15 protein-coding genes are annotated in these 14,015 nt (G+C 71.7%); 13 read left to right on the forward strand and 2 right to left on the reverse strand.

The window, feature by feature from the left end:
- Positions 1-123: 123 nt before the first annotated feature.
- Both ABZX67_RS02060 and ABZX67_RS02065 read left to right on the forward strand, forming a co-directional pair.
- Positions 124-756, forward strand: a complete 633-nt coding sequence (locus ABZX67_RS02060; protein WP_355352985.1) for a dihydrofolate reductase family protein — start codon at positions 124-126, stop codon at positions 754-756.
- A gap of 80 nt (positions 757-836) precedes the next feature.
- The gene (locus ABZX67_RS02065; RefSeq protein WP_355352988.1) at positions 837-1,757 is read left to right on the forward strand and encodes a DMT family transporter; all 921 of its coding nucleotides are present in this window, start codon (positions 837-839) and stop codon (positions 1,755-1,757) included.
- 60 nt (positions 1,758-1,817) lie between these two features.
- Here the strand turns inward: ABZX67_RS02065 and ABZX67_RS02070 are convergent, their stop codons facing one another.
- Entirely contained in the window at positions 1,818-2,516 is a 699-nt protein-coding gene (locus ABZX67_RS02070) for a lytic polysaccharide monooxygenase (protein WP_355352991.1), read from the reverse strand.
- A gap of 251 nt (positions 2,517-2,767) precedes the next feature.
- Here ABZX67_RS02070 and ABZX67_RS02075 point away from each other — a divergent pair, with 251 nt between their 5' ends.
- The 6 genes from ABZX67_RS02075 to ABZX67_RS02100 all read left to right on the forward strand — a co-directional run bounded on the left by ABZX67_RS02075 (position 2,768) and on the right by ABZX67_RS02100 (position 7,851).
- Complete coding sequence (locus ABZX67_RS02075; RefSeq protein ID WP_355352994.1) at positions 2,768-3,121, forward strand: polyprenyl synthetase; 354 nt, start codon at positions 2,768-2,770, stop codon at positions 3,119-3,121.
- Between the two features lie 2 nt (positions 3,122-3,123).
- Positions 3,124-4,224, forward strand: coding sequence for a polyprenyl synthetase family protein (locus ABZX67_RS02080; RefSeq protein WP_355352997.1), 1,101 nt, complete (start codon positions 3,124-3,126; stop codon positions 4,222-4,224).
- 68 nt (positions 4,225-4,292) lie between these two features.
- Positions 4,293-5,453 (forward strand): oxygenase MpaB family protein, encoded by a 1,161-nt coding sequence (locus ABZX67_RS02085; protein WP_355353000.1) that lies wholly within the window; start codon positions 4,293-4,295, stop codon positions 5,451-5,453.
- 40 nt (positions 5,454-5,493) lie between these two features.
- The gene (locus ABZX67_RS02090) at positions 5,494-6,678 is read left to right on the forward strand and encodes a cytochrome P450 (protein ID WP_355353003.1); all 1,185 of its coding nucleotides are present in this window, start codon (positions 5,494-5,496) and stop codon (positions 6,676-6,678) included.
- Positions 6,679-6,688: 10 nt separating this feature from the next.
- Positions 6,689-7,123: a PaaI family thioesterase gene (locus ABZX67_RS02095; RefSeq protein ID WP_355353006.1), complete on the forward strand. Its 435-nt coding sequence runs from the start codon at positions 6,689-6,691 to the stop codon at positions 7,121-7,123.
- 245 nt (positions 7,124-7,368) lie between these two features.
- Entirely contained in the window at positions 7,369-7,851 is a 483-nt protein-coding gene (locus ABZX67_RS02100; protein ID WP_355353009.1) for a hypothetical protein, read from the forward strand.
- A 6-nt stretch (positions 7,852-7,857) separates the two neighbouring features.
- On the opposite strand, the gene ABZX67_RS02105 is transcribed toward ABZX67_RS02100, so the two are convergent.
- Positions 7,858-8,865, reverse strand: coding sequence for a Gfo/Idh/MocA family oxidoreductase (locus ABZX67_RS02105; RefSeq protein ID WP_355353011.1), 1,008 nt, complete (start codon positions 8,863-8,865; stop codon positions 7,858-7,860).
- Positions 8,866-9,076: 211 nt separating this feature from the next.
- On the opposite strand from ABZX67_RS02105, the gene ABZX67_RS02110 reads away from it, so the two are divergent.
- The 5 genes from ABZX67_RS02110 (at position 9,077) to ABZX67_RS02130 (ending at position 13,970) form a co-directional block, all read left to right on the forward strand.
- A complete protein-coding gene (locus tag ABZX67_RS02110) occupies positions 9,077-9,802 on the forward strand; it encodes a GntR family transcriptional regulator (protein ID WP_355353455.1) in 726 nt (241 codons plus the stop codon).
- A 121-nt stretch (positions 9,803-9,923) separates the two neighbouring features.
- Positions 9,924-10,928: a substrate-binding domain-containing protein gene (locus ABZX67_RS02115; protein WP_355353014.1), complete on the forward strand. Its 1,005-nt coding sequence runs from the start codon at positions 9,924-9,926 to the stop codon at positions 10,926-10,928.
- Positions 10,929-11,071: 143 nt separating this feature from the next.
- Positions 11,072-12,067 carry a substrate-binding domain-containing protein gene (locus tag ABZX67_RS02120; RefSeq protein ID WP_355353458.1) on the forward strand — a complete coding sequence of 332 codons (996 nt, stop codon included), beginning with the start codon at positions 11,072-11,074 and terminating at the stop codon, positions 12,065-12,067.
- Complete coding sequence (locus tag ABZX67_RS02125; protein ID WP_355353017.1) at positions 12,064-13,137, forward strand: ABC transporter permease; 1,074 nt, start codon at positions 12,064-12,066, stop codon at positions 13,135-13,137. Before ABZX67_RS02120 ends, ABZX67_RS02125 begins: the two co-directional genes overlap by 4 nt.
- A complete protein-coding gene (locus ABZX67_RS02130) occupies positions 13,134-13,970 on the forward strand; it encodes an ATP-binding cassette domain-containing protein (RefSeq protein WP_355353020.1) in 837 nt (278 codons plus the stop codon). The genes ABZX67_RS02125 and ABZX67_RS02130 overlap by 4 nt, the downstream gene beginning before the upstream one ends.
- Positions 13,971-14,015: the final 45 nt, after the last annotated feature.

Consider the following 14,015-nt stretch of genomic DNA (forward strand, 5'->3'; position numbering starts at 1 on the left):
CCGTCTCACCGGCGGGAAACGGACCTGGAGATCCACTGCCGGACCAGCGATGAGTTCCGGCCACGCGCGCGGTCGGAGCATGTGACGGACGATGAAGAAGGACCTGATGAGAAAGGCGCAGCCATGGCCACGCTCACCCTCACCACCTTCATGACGCTCGACGGAGTCATGCAGGCCCCCGGCGGCCCCGACGAGGACCGCAGCGACGGCTTCGAGTACGGCGGCTGGAGCGTGCCGTTCGTGGACGAGGAGTTCGGCCGGTTCATCGACGAGGTCTTCCAGCGCGTGGACTGCTTCCTCCTCGGCCGGCGGACGTACGAGATCTTCGCCTCGTACTGGCCCAAGGTCACCGACGAGAACGACCCCGTCGCGAGCCGCCTCAACACCCTCCCCAAGTACGTCTTCTCGACCACCCTCGACCATGCCGACTGGCACAACTCCACCGTGCTCAAAGGCGACCTGACCGAGGAGGTGAACCGCCTCAAGCAGCGCCCCGGCCGCGAGATCCAGGTCCACGGCAGCGCCCGCCTCGCCCAGAGCCTCCTCGCGCACGGCCTCGTCGACGAGCTGAACCTGCTGGTCTACCCCGTCTTCCTCGGCAAGGGCCGCCGCCTCTTCCCCGACGGCGGGACCCCGACCGCCTTCGAACTCACCGGCCACCGCACGACCACCACCGGCATCACCATCCAGACCTACCGGACCGCCGGGCCCGCTCAGTTCGGCTCCTTCGAGCTCGACGTCGACCTCGACCGGTGAGCGCGGCCCCGGTACGGTGATCGTCCGCGTGCGAGCCGCCGAAGTCTCCACACCGCCCCGCCCGTTGGAGACCTCGGCCCATGTCGTCGCTCGCCGCATCCGCGCCCCCGTACGCCCGGAGGGCCTGGCTCACCGACCTGCCCGTGCTGCTCGTCGCGGCCGTCTGGGGCGCCAGCTACCTCGCCGCGAAGGGCATCACCACCGCGCACACCGTCATCGCCGTACTGGTGCTGCGCTTCGCGGTCGTCCTGCCCGTGCTCGTCGCCGCCGGATGGCGCGCCCTGCGCGCCCTGACGGCGGCCCAGTGGCGCGGGGCGGGAGCTCTCGGAGCCGTACTGAGCGGCATCTTCCTGCTGGAGACGTACGGCGTCGTCCACACGTCCGCCACCAACGCCGGGCTCATCATCAGCCTCACCATGATCTTCACGCCGCTCGCCGAGGCGGCGCTGACCGGGACCCGCCCGTCCGGCTCCTTCCTGGCCGCCGCCGGGACGTCGCTGGCGGGCGTGGTGCTGCTGACGCAAGGCGGGGGCTTCACCGCCCCGTCGGGCGGCGATCTGCTGATGCTGCTCGCCGCGCTCGCCCGTACGGTGCATGTGCTGGCCATGTCCCGCATCAAAGCCGTCCAGGGCGCGGACTCGCTCTCGCTCACGACGGTCCAACTCGGCGGCGCTGTGGCCGTCTTCGCCCTGATCGCCGTCGCCGTGCCGGGGAGCGGCGCGTCACCGTGGGCGGTGGCGGCGGGCTTCGGGGCGCGCGAGTGGGCCGGGCTGATCTTCCTGGCCGTGTTCTGCACCCTGTTCGCGTTCTTCGTGCAGATGTGGGCGGTACGCCGCACCTCGCCGTCCCGTGTGAGCCTGCTGCTCGGCACCGAGCCCTTGTGGGCGGCGGCGGCCGGGATCGCGGTCGCCCGGGAGCAGGTGGGCGCGGTGGGCCTCGTCGGTGCCGCGCTCGTGCTCGCCGGGACGTGGTGGGGGAGGAGCGCCGCGGGCCCGCGGTGATCGGCGGCACCGCGGGCCCGGGCTCAGGTGTGGCTCAGCAGCTCGAAGCAGCTGAGCAGCTCAGCCGAAGTTCACGTCGCTGCACAGGTAGTACGTCTGGTCCATGTGCGAGGCCTTCCAGATCGTGTAGACGACGTGGTGGCCCGTGCGGCCCGGAGCGCTGACGTTGTCGATGACGTAGTTCTGGCTCGGGGCGTAACGGCCGGTCTGCTTGACCAGTTGCAGGTCGCTCCAGCTCAGCGCCTGTGTGGCGGGGTTGAAGCCCTGCTTGGTGACGTAGACGAGGAAGTAGTCCGCGCCGTGGCTGGCCTGGTCGAAGAGCTTGACCGTGAAGTTGCTCGTGACGTTCGTGGTCTTCCACGGGCCGACGGCGTCCAGGGCGTTGTAGCGGCCGCCTTCGGCCTGGCCGCCGCTGCAGAGCTGGCCGTTGGGGATGGCCGCCTGGTGGTTGCCGCCGACGCCGTTGCGGTAGAGGCCGTTCCAGTTCCACATGGCGTTCGGGTTGGCCTGCCAGGCCTGCCAGCACATCGGGTCCTGCTGCTGCATGGCCGGGTTCATGTGGTCGCTGCCCCAGCGTAACCAGCAGCCGTAGTTGCGGGACGCCGGGTCGACGACGGACCCGTGCGCCGAGGCGGTACCGGCCCAGGGGATCAGGCTGAGCAGCGCCGCGGAGAGGAGGGTGAGCAGGTGTACCGCCCAGCGGGGGCGGCGCGGACGGCCCGCGGTGCGGGCGGGACTGTCCAGAACATGACCAGTCATTGTGCGGCTCCATCTTCCGGTTGAGTGGGGTGCCGGGTGGATGGGAGCGCTCCCAGCTCTGGGGCTACCCACCCCTCTTCGCCGGGAAACGCGCTTCACTGCCGATTGTTGGTCCCGTATCCGACACCCGTTCCCCTCTGTCCCCATTGGGGTATTCACTGATCTTCGTCGCTTCCGCACCGCCATGATCTGGTTCGGGGTGCCCGGACAGGCGCCCTCACTCGACCCTCCTGAGACGTGGGATGACGAACATGACGCACACGACGCGCACGACGCGGCGGGCGAGTGGCCCGGACGGCCACGCCGTGCTGCTCGTCGCCGGGCTGGCCGATCTGGCCGTGAGCGCGATCGGATCGGTGGCGGGCACACTGGGCACCCTGCTGCGCCGGTCGGACGCGGTGGATCTCGCCCGCGACGCCGAACGGGACCTGGAGGCGCGGGGCCGCCTCGCCCTCGACCGGTACGCGCACGTGCCCCCCGCGTACCTGGAGGTGCTGGCCCGGCACGTGGTCGAGCGGCGGGCTGCCGCCGACGGCCGAACCGCCGACGGCCGAACCGCCGACGGCGGGACCGCCCACCGCCGGGCCCCTGACGGTGATGTCTGACGATGTCCGACCGGTGGGACCCGGCCGTCTTCAAGGCCCGTATCGACGGCACACTGCGGGACTTCCTGGCCGAGGAGGCCGCCCGGCTGCTGGACATCGACGACGACCTGAAGCCGGTGGCCGAACAGCTCCAGGCCGCCGCCCGGCACGGCAAGCGCCTGCGGGCGGCGTTCTGCTACTGGGGCTGGAGAGCGGCCGGGCAGCCGGACAGCGACGCCCTCGTACGCGCGGCCGCCTCGATGGAGCTCGTCCACGCCGCGGCGGTCGTACATGACGACCTCATCGACGGCAGCACCCTGCGCCACGGCCTGCCCACCGCCCACCTGGCCCTGGAGGCGGCCCTCGCCGGCCGCCCCCGGGAGACCGCCGCCACCGCCCGCTCCCTGGCCATGCTCGTGGGCGACCACCTCATGGCGCTGGCGGGGGAGCTGTTCGCCACCAGCGGCCTGCCCTCCGCGTACCTCTCCCGCGCCCGACCGCTGTGGACCACCCTCGCGCGGGAGCTGATCGCGGGGGAGTGCCTGGAGATCCTGCGCACCGGAACCCCGCCGGACCTCGGCGCCTCGCTGCAGGTCATCCGCTACAAGACCGCCAAGTACACCGTCGAGCAGCCCCTCCTCATCGGCGGCCTGCTCGCCGGTGCCGGCCCCGCACTCCGCGAGGGCTACTCCGCCTACGGCCTGCCGCTGGGCGAGGCGTTCCAGCTGCGCGACGACCTGCTCGGCCTGTTCGGCTCCTCCTCCCGTACCGGCAAGGCGGACCTGGACGACCTGCGGACCCGCCGCCCCACCGCGCTGCTGGCCGAGACCTGGCGCGCCGCCGGTCCCGAGGGGAGACGGCTGCTCGCCCGCATCCTCGAAGGCACCGAAGGCACCGAAGGCACCGAAGGCACCGAGACCGGAGAGACCGGAGAGACCGGCGAGATCGACCTGGCGGCCGCACGCGCGCTCATGGCGCGGGTCGGGGCACCGGAGCGGATCGAGCACCTGATCCGCGGACGCGTGGAACAGGCCGTCCGGACCCTGGACGAGCTCGACATCCCGCCGTACGCGCACCGCGTCCTCACGGACCTGGCGAGGCGGGCCACCGACCGCCTGCATTGACATCCCCCGGCCCTCCACCCCTGTCCACCCCCGTCCCCGCCGGCGCGGACCCCTGCAAGGAGAGAGCGATGACCTACACCGAAGCTTCGATGGACGCCCTGCGCGACAAGGGCGACGAGCCGGCCGACGCCGTCGTGGCCACGTTGTTCGCGCGGGGAGAGGTGGGCACGTTCAACACCCTCATGCGCTACGTCTCCGCCGCGGGCGCCCCCCTGCCGGACGGACTGCCCGACGTCGCCCGCGACTACCTGCGGGAGACCGCCGCGCCGCCGTCCTGGGTGGACTGGGAGGAGATGGAGAAGGCGCGGCTCTTCTTCATCGACAACAACGTGCACATCTCCACCGCCCTGTCGTTCGCCTCCATGCCCGCCTGCTACGTCGTCCCGCACGTCGCCAGGCTGCTGTCGACGACCCACGGGCTGAACTACCCCAACAAGCGCATGGCGGAGACCGGCCAGTTCACCGTCCACCTCATGCAGCCCGGCGCGTTCGAGGCCGGCAGCCGCTTCATCCCCGCGGCCCAGAAGGTGCGCCTCCTGCACGCCTCCATCCGCCACCACCTCCGGCGCGAGGACCGCTGGGACACCGGTGCCCTGGGGGTGCCGATCTGCCAGGAGGACATGATCGGCGGGCAGATGTTCTTCTCCCTGCTGGTCCTGGACAGCCTCCACCGGCTGGGCATCCACATGAGCGAGGAAGGGGCCGCCGCGTACTTCTACGCCTGGCGCGTGGTGGGCGCCATGCTCGGCGTCGACCAGGACGCCGTCCCGCACACCCTGGAGGAGGGGCGCCGGTTCCTGGACCTGTACATGGTCCGCCACATGGGCCCCAGCGAGGAAGGAGTCCGCCTCACCCGTCAGCTGATCGACCTGTACGAAGAGGTCGTCCCCGGGACCTTCTTCGACCCCGTGGTCTCCGCCCTGATCCGCTACCTCATCGGCGACACCTGCGCCGACTGGCTCGACGTCCCGCGTACCGCCTGGGACGCCGTCGTCAAGGCGGCCCCCCACCTGCTGGGGGTCCTGGAGACCCTCGAGGACCGCTCGCCCCTCGGCGCCTGGGCCCTGGACCGGCTCGGACACCTCACCACCGTCTTCGAGCTGTCGTCCCTCACCCGGGGCCGCGTCATGCACTACGCCATCCCCGAACACCTCAAGAAGGACTACGGCGTCAGCGCCACCGTCCCCCCGCGCCACCGCTGGACCCCGCCGCCCGCCACCGTCTCCTGAGAAGCAGCCCCGCGCCGCCGCCGGCGCGTAGGGTGGGCCGATGGCCATCGTCGATCTCGGCGCGTACGGCGAGGAGTTCAACGCCGACCCGTACCCGTACTACGCCAAGCTCCGCGACAGCGGACCCGTCCACCACGTCCGTACGCGCCTCGGCCACGAGGTGTGGCTGATCGTCGGCCACGCCGAGGCGCGAGCCGCGCTCGCCGACCCGAGGCTGGCCAAGTCGCCCGCCGCCGCCGGTCTCCCGAGCATGCTCGACGAGCAGCTCATCGGGCCGCACCTGCTGGTCGTGGACCCACCCGACCACACGCGGCTGCGCAAGCTGATCGCCCGCGAGTTCACCGGGCGGCGCGTGGAGGCGCTGCGGCCGCGCGTCCAGACGGTCACGGACGAGCTGCTCGACGCCATGGACGTACCGGACCGGCGCGCCGACCTCGTCGACGCGCTCGCCTTCCCCCTGCCCATCACCGTCATCTGCGAACTGCTGGGCGTGCCCGCCGCCGACCGCGCCCGCTTTCGCGCCTGGTCCACCGAGATCGTCGCCCCGACCGGCGCGGACCCCGAGCTCGAAGCCGTACGGGCCCTCGGCGCGTACCTCGACGCACTCATCGAGGACAAACGCTCCTCCCGCCCCACCGACGACCTGCTCTCCGCCCTGCTGCGTACGCGCGCCGAGGACGGCGACCGGCTCTCGGCCGCCGAACTGCGGGCCATGGCGTACCTGCTGCTGATCGCGGGGCACGAGACGACCGTCAACCTCGTCTCCAACGGGATGCGCGCCCTGTTCGCCCATCCGGAACAGCTGGCCGCGCTGCGCGCCGACTTCGGGCTGCTGGACGGCGCGGTGGAGGAGATGCTGCGGTACGACGGGCCGGTCGAGACCGCCACGGCCCGGTTCGCCCTGGAGGCCGTGCCCCTCGGCGACACCGTCGTCCCCGCCGGCGCGACCGTCCTCGTCGGCCTCGCCGCGGGCGACCGCGACCCGGCCAGGTTCGCCGACCCCGACCGCTTCGACATCCGCCGCGACACCGGCGGCCACCTCGCCTTCGGCCACGGCATCCACTACTGCCTGGGCGCCCCGCTGGCCCGTCTGGAGGCCCGCATCGCGCTCCGCGCCCTGCTGGAACGCTTCCCGTCCCTCGAACCCGACTCCTCCGCCGGCCCGCTCGACTGGCTGCCCGGCCTCCTCATGCGCGGCGTCCGCCGCCTTCCCGTCAGGTGGTGACGAACAACCCATGAACGGATCCGACCTCGACCTCACCCTCGCCCAGAAGGCCCTCGACAGCCAGCCCTTCAGCCGGCTCCTCGGCGCCCGCACCACCGCCTTCGGTGACGGCCGCGCCGTGCTGGAGCTGGACATCCGCGAGGAGCTCCACCAGCAGAACGGCTTCCTCCACGGCGGAGTCCTCTCGTACGCCGCCGACAACGCCCTCACCTTCGCCGCCGGCGCCGCCCTCGGCCCGGCCGTGCTGACGGCCGGCTTCTCCATCCAGTACGTCCGCCCCGCCACCGGCCGCACCCTGATCGCCCGCGCGTCCGTGGTCCACGCGGGAAGGCGGCAGGCGGTGGTGCGCTGCGACCTGCTGACGGTCGACGGGGAGGGCGGGGACGAGACGCTCTGCGCGGTGGCGCAGGGCACGGTGCTGTCGGCCCCGCAAACGGGTGGCTGACGCGCGCGGCGGCGTGTGAGGGTTCCGCCCATGGGCGTCGGACGAGCGCATGGAGGGGTAATGTAGTGATCTTCGAAATGCCTGGCTCCCGGAGTCCCAGAGGCGACTGCCCATGATTCCTCGCCCCATGACCTCCGCCTCGATGCCGCGATACGCGAGGTGTGGAGGCTTCCCGCCGCTGATGCCGTGCGGGGTACCGAGCCCTTTGGTGGACTGTCGGTCCCTCCGGGGAGCTCGCCGTCCTCTTGGTCCACCGGCGATTCCTCGAGCACACCCGCCACATCAAGGGGTGGGTCGTGTGGGGCCGGGGCCCCTGGACGCCCAACGCCGTGGTGTCCTCCCCGTCCGGTGCACCGGAGTCGGAGTTCTGCGTCGGTGACGACATTCCCGCCCTGGTCACCGACGTTCACGGAGGCATCTGGACGGCTTATGGCGACGAGGGCATCTACGGCGGCCACCCGGAGTCGGGAGCGGGCCTCGCGGGCTGGACCACCCAGGGCCAGGCAGCCTGGGCGCCCGACGGCCGCCTGCCCGACCACCCACTGGAAGGCTGCGCCGCCGCGACCGAGGACGAACAGGTATGGCTTGCCTGGCACTCCGGCGGCCGAAGAGGCGGAACCTTCCTCACACGGATCACCCCGTCCACCGGTGACGTCACCAGCTATCCCAGCCCCGTCCCCGGCTTGGACGGACTGGCGGGTGACGCCTGGCTGCGCATAGGAGCATGAAAAGGCTCACAGCGCCGACGCGATCTCCTCCAGCCGTACCGGGCGGCGCTCGCGGCGCGACAGTTCGCACGCCTCGGCGATGCGCAGCGCCCGCAGGGCCTCGTGGCCGTCACAGGGGTTGTCGCGCTCGCCGCGCGCCAGGCGGACGAAGGCGTCGAGTTCGGCTTCGTACGCCGGGGCGAACCGTTCGAGGAAGCCCGGCCACGGTTTGTCGGCCGGGGGCGGGCCGAGGGGTTCGGTGGAGGTGAGGGGGGTGCGCTCGTCGAGGCCCACCGCGATCTGGTCGCGTTCACCGGCCAGTTCCATGCGGACGTCGTAACCGGCGCCGTTGCAGCGGGTGGCGGTCGCGGTGGCGAGGGTGCCGTCGTCCAGGGTGAGGAGCACGGCCGCCGTGTCGACGTCGCCCGCGTCGCGGAACATGGCGTGCCCGGTGTCGGACCCGGTCGCGTACACCTCGGTGACCTCGCGGCCGGTGACCCAGCGCAGGATGTCGAAGTCGTGGACCAGGCAGTCGCGGTAGAGGCCGCCGGAGAGCGGCAGGTACGCGGCGGGCGGCGGCGCCGGGTCGGAGGTGATGGCCCGTACGGTGTGCAGCCGGCCGAGCCGCCCGGTGCGTACGGCGTCGCGGGCCGCCCGGTAGCCGGCGTCGAAGCGGCGCATGAAGCCGAGCTGGAGCGGCGTGCCGGAGGACTCGACCTCGCGCAGCGCGGTGAGGGTGCCGGGCAGGTCGAGGGCGATGGGCTTCTCGCAGAAGGCGGGCAGGCCGGCGCGGGCGGCGCGGGCGATGAGATCGGGGTGGGCGGCGGTGGCCGAGGCGATCACGACGGCGTCCACGCCCCAGGCGAAGACGTCGTCGACGGTGGGGGCGGCGGTGGCGCCGGTGATTCCGGCGACCTCGGCCGCCCGTGCCGGGTCGGCGTCGGCGACCACGAGTGACCCGACCTCCGGGTGGCGGCTGAGCACCCCGGCGTGGAAGGCGCCGATACGTCCCGTTCCGATGAGTCCGATGCGCATGGCCCCCAAGGTGGTGCCGGGCCAGGTGCCCTGTCAAGCGTTTGTCAGGACAATCGGACTTCACGACTTCCCGTCATGATGGCATGCGGATACGCTCGGGGCCGTGCCCAAGCAGACCCCAGAAGCCCGAGACGCGCGCGCCCGCGCCGGACGCGTCGCCGGCCGCGGCGGACGCGACCGCGACGAGGCCGCCCCCGTCGCGCAGCTCCCCCTGAGCGTCGACCGCACCAGCCCGGTGCCGCTCTACTTCCAGCTCTCGCAGCAGCTGGAGGCGGCCATCGAGCGCGGCGCCCTCACCCCGGGCAGCCTCCTCGGCAACGAGATCGACCTGGCCACCCGGCTCGGCCTCTCCCGGCCCACCGTCCGCCAGGCGATCCAGGCACTCGTCGACAAGGGCCTGCTCGTCCGCCGCCGCGGCGTCGGCACCCAGGTCGTCCACAGCCAGGTCAAGCGCCCGCTGGAGCTCAGCAGCCTGTACGACGACCTCGAGGCGGCCGGCCAGCGCCCCGCCACCATCGTCCTGACCAACCGCCTCCAGCCCGCCACCGCGGAGGTGGCCGCCGCCCTCGGCGTACCGGAGGGCGGCGACGTCCGGTTCCTGGAGCGGCTGCGCTTCGCGCACGGCGAGCCCATGGCGCGGCTGCGCAACCACCTGCCGCCCGGCCTGCTCGACCCCGTCACCGAGGAGCTGGAGGAGACCGGCCTGTACCGGCTGATGCGCGGCGCGGGCATCACGCTGCACAGCGCCCGCCAGTCCGTCGGGGCCCGCGCCGCCACCGCGCTGGAGGCGGAGCTGCTCACCGAGGAGCCGGGCGCGCCGCTGCTCACCATGGAGCGCACCACCTTCGACGACACCGGTCGGCCCGTGGAGTTCGGCTCGCACCTCTACCGGGCGTCGCGGTACGCGTTCGAGTTCCAGCTCCTCGTCCGGCCGTGACTCCCTCAGCGCATAGCGCGTAAGAATGTTCGGACAAAGTATTGACGGGTCGTCGCCACCGCCGTAGAAACGCACCCAGCCGCAACCGGGCGGCGCCGGGCACAGAAGGCGGACGACCACCATGCGAACCACCCGCACGGCGGCAGCGGCCCTGCTGACCGCAGTCGCACTCACCGTCACCGCCGCCGGATGCAGCGACTCCGGCGGCAAGGACGCCGAGAACAAGCCCTCCACCCCCGCCGGCGGCGGCAGCCCCGCCACCACCGACCGCATGACCATCGCCATGGTCACCCACTCCGGCGAGGGCGACACCTTCTGGGACATCGTCCAGAACGGCGCCAAGCAAGCCGCCGCCAAGGACAACGCCGCGTTCCTCTACGCCGCGAACAAGGAAGGCAAGGAGCAGGCCCAGCTCATCGACTCGTACGTGGCGAAGAAGGTGGACGGCCTGATCGTCACCCTCGCCAAGCCCGAGGCCGTCAAGGCGTCCGTCGCCAAGGCCGTCGCCGCCGGCATCCCCGTCATCACTATCAACTCCGGCGGGCAGCACTCCGCCGCGTACGGCGCCCTCACCCACATCGGCCAGGACGAGTCCGTCGCGGGCGAGGCCGTCGGCGAGGAGCTCACCGCACGCGGCAAGAAGAAGGCCCTGTGCGTCATCCACGAGCAGGGAAACGTTTCCCTCGAAGAGCGCTGCGCCGGCGTGAAGAAGACGTTCAAGGGCACCGTCGAGAACCTCAACGTCGAGGGCACCAATATGCCCGCCGCCACTTCCTCCATCGAGGCCAAGCTCCAGAGCGCCGACGACATCGACGCCGTCGTCACCCTCGGCGCCCCCTTCGCAGCCGCCTCCGTCAAGGCCAGGCAGAGCGCCGGCTCCAACGCCGAGATCGACACCTTCGACCTCAACGCGGCCGTGGTCGCCCAGCTCAAGGCCCGGCAGATCGGCTTCGCCGTCGACCAGCAGCCCTACCTCCAGGGCTACCTCGCCGTCGACGCGCTCCGGCTCCACAAGGACAACCTCAACGTCCTCGGCGGCGGCAAGCCCGTCCTCACCGGCCCCGCCCTCGTCACCGAGAAGGACGTGGAGCGGCTGGAGGACCTCACCGCCCGCGGGACCCGATGAAAACCGGACACATCGCCATGACCGATACTTGCCCAGTCGTACGGCAAGGACAGCGAACAGAGCAAAAGGGGCACGGCGTCGTGGCAAGGAGTCCAAGGAGTCCAAGGAGTTCAAGGCGTTCGGAAGCAGCATGGCGCGGCGCCCTGCGCGCGGCCCTCGCGGCGGCGCTCGGGCTCTCCCTCGCCGCAGCCCTCGCCGGGTGCAGCGCCACCGGCGGCAAGCGCGCCGAGGACGCCCGCAAGGCGGCCGCCGCCCAGGGCCGGGCCGCCGTGGACACCCCGAGGTGGACCGTCGCCATGGTCACCCACTCCGGCGACGGCGACACCTTCTGGGACATCGTCCAGAGCGGCGCCAAGCAAGCGGCCGCCAAGGACAACATCACCTTCCTCTACGCCCACAGCGACGAGGGACAGCAGCAGGCCCAGCTCGTCGAGTCCTACATCGACAAGAAGGTCGACGGCCTGATCGTCACCCTCGCCAAGCCCGACGCCATGAAGGCGGCCGTCGCCAAGGCCGTCAAGGCGGGCATCCCGGTGATCACCGTCAACTCCGGCGCCGAGCAGTCCAAGGCCCTCGGCGCCCTCACCCACATCGGCCAGGACGAGAACATCGCGGGCGAGGCGGTCGGCGACGAGCTCGACCGGCGCGGCCGCAAGAAGGCCCTGTGCGTCCTGCACGAACAGGGCAACGTCGGCCACGAGCAGCGCTGCGCCGGCGTGAAGAAGACCTTCGACGGCGACGTGCAGAACCTCTACGTCGACGGCACCAACATGCCCGACGTCCAGGCGTCCATCGAGGCCAAGCTCCAGACGGACCGGTCCATCGACGCCGTCGTCACCCTCGGCGCGCCGTTCGCGGACGCCGCCGTCCAGGCGAAGAAGACCGCCGGGTCCGACGCCGAGGTCGACACCTTCGACCTGAACGCCAAGGTGGCCGCCGGACTCAAGGCCCGGCAGCTCGGCTTCGCCGTCGACCAGCAGCCCTACCTCCAGGGGTACGAGGCCGTCGACCTGCTGTGGCTGCACCGCTACAACGCCGACGTACTCGGCGGCGGCAGGCCCGTCCTCACCGGCCCGCAGATCATCACCCAGCAGGACGCCGCCAAGCTCACGGAATACACGGAGCGGGGAACCCGATGACAGCGACCGCACCACCCGTCAAGGACAAGGACGGCACCCCCGGCACCGGCGGCGGCGACGAGCGCCTGCTGCGCACCTCGCCGCTGCGCAGGCTGCTCGGCCGCCCGGAACTCGGCTCGGTGGTCGGCGCCGCCGCCGTCTTCCTCTTCTTCGCCCTCGCCGCCGACAGCTTCCTGCGCGCCTCCAGCTTCGGCACGGTCCTGTACGCGGCCTCCACCATCGGCATCATGGCCGTGCCCGTCGCCCTGCTGATGATCGGCGGCGAGTTCGACCTGTCGGCCGGTGTGCTGGTGACGACGTCGGCGCTCGTCTCGTCGATGTTCAGCTACCAGATGACCGCCAACGTCTGGGTCGGCGTGGCCGTCTCCCTCCTCGTCACCCTCGCCGTCGGCGCGTTCAACGGCGTCATGCTGACCCGCACCAAACTGCCGAGCTTCATCATCACGCTCGGCACCTTCCTGATGCTGACCGGCATGAACCTCGGCTTCACCAAGCTCATCAGCGGCACGGTCTCCACCAAGACCATCGCCGACATGGAGGGCTTCTCCTCCGCCCGTACCCTCTTCGCCTCGCACGTCACCGTCGGCGGCGTCGACCTCAAGGTCACCATCCTGTGGTGGTTCGCCCTGGTCGCCCTCGCCACCTGGATCCTGCTGCGCACCCGCTTCGGCAACTGGATCTTCGCGGTGGGCGGCAACGCCGACGCCGCCCGCGCGGTCGGCGTTCCGGTCCGTACGACGAAGATCGGCCTCTACATGGGCGTGGCCTTCTGCGCCTGGGTGTCCGGACAGCACCTGCTGTTCTCGTTCGACGTCGTTCAGTCCGGCGAGGGCGTCGGCAACGAGCTGATCTACATCATCGCCGCCGTCATCGGCGGCTGCCTGATCACGGGCGGGTACGGGTCGGCCATCGGCTCGGCGGTCGGCGCGTTCATCTTCGGCATGACCAGCAAGGGCATCGTGTACGCCGAGTGGAACCCGGACTGGTTCAAGTTCTTCCTCGGAGCGATGCTCCTCCTCGCGACCCTGCTCAACGCCTGGGTCCGCAAGCGTGCGGAGGCCACCAAGTGACGGCACTGGTACAGCTCGACGACGTCAGCAAGTACTACGGCAACATCCGCGCCCTGGAGGGCGTCTCCCTCGAAGTCCACGCGGGCGAGATCACCTGCGTCCTCGGCGACAACGGCGCCGGCAAGTCCACCCTCATCAAGATCGTCGCCGGTCTGCACGCCCACGACGGCGGCACCCTGCGCATCGACGGCGAGGAGACCTCCCTCGCCTCCCCGCGCGACGCCCTGGACCGGGGCATCGCCACCGTCTACCAGGACCTGGCCGTCGTCCCGCTCATGCCGGTCTGGCGGAACTTCTTCCTCGGCTCCGAGCCCACCAAGGGCGCCGGCCCCTTCAAGCGGCTCGACGTCGACCTCATGCGGGAGACCACCCGTGCCGAGCTGCTGCGCATGGGCATCGACCTGCGCGACGTCGACCAGCCGATCGGCACCCTGTCGGGCGGCGAGCGGCAGTGCGTGGCCATCGCCCGCGCGGTCCACTTCGGCGCGAAGGTCCTCGTCCTCGACGAGCCGACGGCGGCGCTCGGTGTCAAGCAGTCCGGGGTGGTCCTCAAGTACGTGGCCGCCGCGCGCGACGCGGGCCTCGGCGTGGTCCTCATCACGCACAACCCTCACCACGCGTACCTGGTCGGTGACCGGTTCGTGCTGCTGAAGCGCGGTGCGATGGCCGGCAGCCACACCAAGGACTCCGTCACGCTGGACGAGCTGACCCGTCAGATGGCGGGCGGCAGCGAGCTGGAGGACCTCCGCCACGAGCTCGAACGAGCCCCGGCCCCGCCCCCCGCCACCTCCCCGGCCGGCACCCCCGCCGGCCCGCGGCCCGAGGCGCCGTAACCCCGCCGCACCGCCGCCCCCGCGCCCGTACCTGGCAGAATCGGG

Source organism: Streptomyces sp. NPDC003036, from assembly GCF_040611175.1.
Lineage (GTDB): Bacteria > Actinomycetota > Actinomycetes > Streptomycetales > Streptomycetaceae > Streptomyces.